The sequence below is a fragment of the Bacillus sp. JJ1127 genome, from assembly GCF_036965845.1.
Lineage (GTDB): Bacteria > Bacillota > Bacilli > Bacillales > Bacillaceae_G > Bacillus_A.
Genome location: NZ_JBALQK010000284.1, coordinates 4,385 through 9,256, shown reverse-complemented (window position 1 = coordinate 9,256; position 4,872 = coordinate 4,385). Strand labels below are relative to the sequence as shown.

At 32.5% G+C, this 4,872-nt stretch carries 2 protein-coding genes and 1 pseudogene; all 3 read right to left on the bottom strand.

Annotation, left to right across the window (positions count from 1 at the left end):
* Positions 1-228: pseudogene (locus V7183_RS22640) on the bottom strand (spore germination protein); the annotation flags it as partial.
* Positions 229-531: 303 nt separating this feature from the next.
* A complete protein-coding gene (locus V7183_RS22635; protein WP_335360922.1) occupies positions 532-2,949 on the bottom strand; it encodes a PAS domain S-box protein in 2,418 nt (805 codons plus the stop codon).
* 719 nt (positions 2,950-3,668) lie between these two features.
* Entirely contained in the window at positions 3,669-4,421 is a 753-nt protein-coding gene (locus V7183_RS22630; protein ID WP_335360921.1) for a class I SAM-dependent methyltransferase, read from the bottom strand.
* Between the last annotated feature and the right edge of the window lie 451 nt (positions 4,422-4,872).

The window sequence follows — 4,872 nt, the reverse complement described above, 5'->3', positions numbered from 1 at the left end:
TCCCGATAGATATACTAAAGCAGCTTCTGATCCATTTTTTAATTGAAATCTACGAATGACCAAATCAGGAGCTTGTTGGAACATCTGCTGAAGTTGATTTATATTTTCTGACAAATCCGAACTGAGGTTATAATTTTCTATATTTTCTTTTTTGGGACTTGTATTTCTATTCTCTGGACGATTCATAAAATAACGTCCGTTTTTTAAGAACTTTAAAAAAGTAAACACACTTTTTACTCCCTTCGAGAAGAGTATTCCAATATTTTTTATTGTGTATATTTTAGGGAGATTTATTCTATCATCCAGCATAAAGTGAAACTTTAATCAGTGGAGGTTTTCTTCATCCCCTACTGATTATTAGCCCTCATCAATCGGGCCTTTACGGTCAAAGGACTATTGCTTATCCAATCTCCCTTTACACCTAAAGGAGTGGGCTTTCCTGTTCGAAAAATCTGTAAATAAAAAGCTTTGCAAAAAATCTTGCAAAGCTTTTTATTATTGCCCTTATTTTTCCTGAAAAGGCTGAATATATTAATTTTCGGGTCTACAAATAGGAAGAGTGATATCAATTGTTGTTCCCTTATTCACTTCACTTTCAATACATATCTTTCCTTTATGTGCTTCAATAATTTTATAACAGATCATTAATCCTAAGCCAATCCCCTCTTCTTTGATACTATAAAAAGGTTCTCCAAGATACGGTATACGCTCTTTGGGAATCCCGCATCCTTGATCAATAAAACGAAGACTTATTTGATTCAAATCAAGTTTATTAATTTGAATCAAGATTTCTCCTCCCTTTTGCATGGATTCAATTGCATTTTTTAAGATATTAACAAATACTTGCTTTAATTGATTTCCTTCACAAGGCACCAATGGAATGTCAGATGTACAATCCGTTCTGATTTGTATATTATTCATTAATGCTTGAGGCTCAAGTAGCATTACAACTTGATCAATTAAAATACTTATATCATTAGGTTGTATCTTTACCGCCTGTGGTTTTGCTACTACCATAAATTCATTCGTAATACTTTCTATTCGCTCAATTTCTGATGATACTACATTTATATAACGAAGACTATTTTCATTTTCCGTTGTTTTTAGTAATTGCATAAATCCTTTCATTGCGGTTAAAGGATTTTTGATTTCATGAGCTATTGCTGTAGCTAATTGCCCAACGACAGCAAGTTTTTCAGATTTTCGTAATAATTCTTCTGTTTTTAGCCGTTCTGTAATATCTCGAGACATACTTAAAAAAACTTCTTTTCCATTCAATTTAAAAATGCGAATACTAAACTCCGTAGTCATTTTTTTTCCTGTTCTAAAAACATATTCTTCTTGTAAGGTGAAAGAACGTTTTCCTTCTTTAATTTTCTCTGTTAGTCTTCTAAAAAACGGAGAATTTTGAGAAACAAGATCAAAAAATGGCGTAGTGAGAAATTCGTTTCTACTGAGATTGAACCTTTCACATCCAGCTGGATTTACTTCAATGAATCGAGCTGGATGTCGCTCTTTATCCAGTTCCACTACGTATACCGCATCAGTTGCCTGCTCAAACAACGCACGGTATTTCAATTCACTTTCTTGTAATTGTTGATGTAATTGATGTCGTTCTCTTTCTGCTTGTTTTCTTTCGGAAATGTCTCTATATATTGCTGATAAAGCTATCACGTTTCCCCTTAAATCTAGAATAGGTGAAACTGTCAAACTTACATCAACAAGACTTTTATCTTTTCGTTGTCTAACTGTTTCTAATCTAGTAATTGCGGATTCTCCAGACAGAACTTTCTGGATATTCTGCATAGATTCCTCCATTAAAAAATCAGGTACACTATCTGATTTTTTTCCTATGATTTCTTGTGCTAATCGACCAAACATCTCTTCATAAGCTTTATTAACTTGTAAAATATTCCTTTCTCGATCAGATATGATAATAGCATCTACGTTATGATTTATAAATGATTCCAATCGTTCTTTCGTTTCCCTTAATTCAGATTCCACCTTTTTCCTTTCGGTTATATCAATTGTAGAACCAACAACCTCAATAACTTTTCCATTGCGCTTAATTGGCCTAAGCGCAATGAGAACAATAGTTTCATCATTTGGCCAAGGAAGTTCAAATGTAATTTCTTTCCCTTCCCATGCTTGTAAATAGTACTTCAGTAGTTGAGGAACCAGATGGGCCGGAATAATGGAAGAATCTATGGTACGTAAACTTTTTCCTACCACTTGTTCAGAATAAAATCCATTTTGATAATAAAATTGTCCATCACACAAAGTATGTATAAAATGTGTATCCACTTTTATAAATTTAAAGATCCCTCCTTGAAGTTCATGTACAGTATCTTTGAGTTCTTGCTTCGATTCTTCTAATTTTTGATTCATTCTAGATAAGTCTTCTGTTAAAGAATATAATTTTTGATAAGCTTCAGTAAGAAAAAGTCCTATTAAAAGTCCCATCCCCCCAAATAATAAGCTTTGAGCGTAAAGAATGTTAGATACTGCATGAGGAATGAAGAATTCGCCCACCAACCAAATTATAGCTACGTAAATAGCCAGATAAAGAAAAGTACTTTTAAAAGGATGCAAACTTTTGAAATATGTTTTAATAATAGTAAATATAATACCCATTCCTAAAAAAGCAACTACAGTTGGTCCGCAATATCCCTCCATATAAAAGACACGCATTATAATAATACTGATTAATGTAATCCAGCCAGCAGTACGCCCAAAATAAACAAACGATAAAATAAGAGGAACAATCCGAAGGTCATAGTAAAATCCCATATATTGGAAAGAAAAGAACATTAAAATAACAGCAACGACTCCTCCGTATAACTTTGCGAAGAATGGCTTGGACTTAATTACAAATACTTGGATGAATATAGTAGAACTAACTAGGAAAGCAAAAATAGAAAGATTAATAAAAAAGTCTTTAATAAACATGCAATGTCCCCCCCTTATCTCAAACACATTCGACAAAAAAGAAGAAAATCCTACAAATAATATAAATCCTATTTCTTTTTGATATGGTACTTCCTAATAAGAATAAATCTAACATTCATAAAACACAATATCAGGAACAAAAAATAATTCCTATGAACTTCTTATTTCTTTTGAATCATTTTTAGGTTTTAAAAGTTACGTGTTTGCTACTGATAAAAGTGTCTTTATGTACATCAGTAAAATAAATGTCGTATTTATTAGAATTTTGTCTTTTTTTGTTGCATTATTGTATTTTTAATGCTAGACTTATAACTACAAAGAAGGAGTGAACAAAATTACTTACCGTTTTGATTTTTCAGAATTTTTAGTTTTGTTGTCTATCTAATTTTACTGAATTGACATGTGTATCTGTTCTCCACTCTTACTCTTTCTTTGTTGTACCCTATAACAAGAAAACAACTTGTCCTTATCCAAGTTGTTTTCTTGTATAAACATTTAGTTTATTCTTCGATAACCATTCAGACTTCTTTGATTTATTGAATCAAAGGTCGAAGCTTTATCAAGACATTCTACACAAAAAAATACCTATTTTTATAATTACAGATAAACCTAGATTTTATCTACCACACATAATTAACAAGCTAACAAAAAACATGCCTTACACTCAAAAAGCCGCTCTCCATAAACGATGGAAATTGGCTTTTGTAATTTAACAAGAATTACAATTTATTAGCTATGATCATAAAACGTTTTGAATTTGTACGGATTCCTTTTTCAGTTTTGTTTATTCTTATGAATTGTTTCAAAATGTCAAAGTCCTCTTCCCTTTCACCAAATCTTGGGATGATAGGTGTATGTTTTAATAAGAAAATAAGGTCTTCAGGTGTTTTGTAATAATCAATAGCATCATACTCCAAAACTTGCACATCAGTAAAACCTGCATGCCTTAACTCTCGGACATATTTTTCTTTTAATGTACCGTCTTTTTCCCCTAAGCACTGCCCTCTTCCAAACGCTTCTTTTAAATTCAATTTATCATGTTCACTGACTTGCTGTGTTAAGAAAATACCGTCCTTTTTTATTACCCTTGCTACTTCCGCCGCCGTAAAAGGAGCATGACAACTAGACACAATGTCAAAGAAGGAATGTGGAAACGTCAAATCTCCTGATTCCATTTTAAAAAATCTAACATTTGGCACACGTGCTTTTTTCAAGTTAGACTGTGCTGTTTCTATCATTCCACTTGAATTATCAATCCCAATCATGAATAAAGCTGACGATGCGATTTTCAGTACATTCTCTCCCCCACCTGTACCAACATCCAGCAGAACATCAGAAGGTTTACATCTCCTGATTACTTCATCATAAAACCCCCACGTAGCACCTTCAGTTATGTATTTGAGTTTACTAAAATCCCAGCCGTTTGATCTTCCAACTTTATCATAAAATGTTTTGTAATCTAATTCATTCACTTTGTATATCCACCTTCCAAAAGAGTATAAAAACTAAGGTTATCAGCCTTGTTAATGAAACGATCCAGTGCCTTGATTTGATAATAATGGTGACTACCGAAACAGATTCAATGTTCCTATTTCTGAAAAAGGACAGACTCCTTCCTTGATGGCTGGTACGCGTTTTATCCAACCCGAGAACTAATTACTTCGAACAATACGGACAGACATCCATTTCACCTCATTTGAAAGAATATATTTATTATATTCTATAGCATTTTTGTACATTATAAAATACAGATTATCAGATAAATTTGTGTCCTCATAACAAAAAAACGGTATCCATAAGCCGCTTGAACTAGCGGCTTCACTCTCCTTGTAATAAGTTAGCTGCCTACCATTAACATTTTTTGTATTAGAAAAAATAATTTTGTATTCAGTTCTTCTGATACATCCAACTCTTATTCATAGC

Coding starts and splice junctions, on each gene's coding strand:
- V7183_RS22635 (WP_335360922.1), bottom strand. CDS start 2,949: ATGTTTATTAAAGACTTTTTTATTAATCTTTCTATTTTTGCTTTCCTA.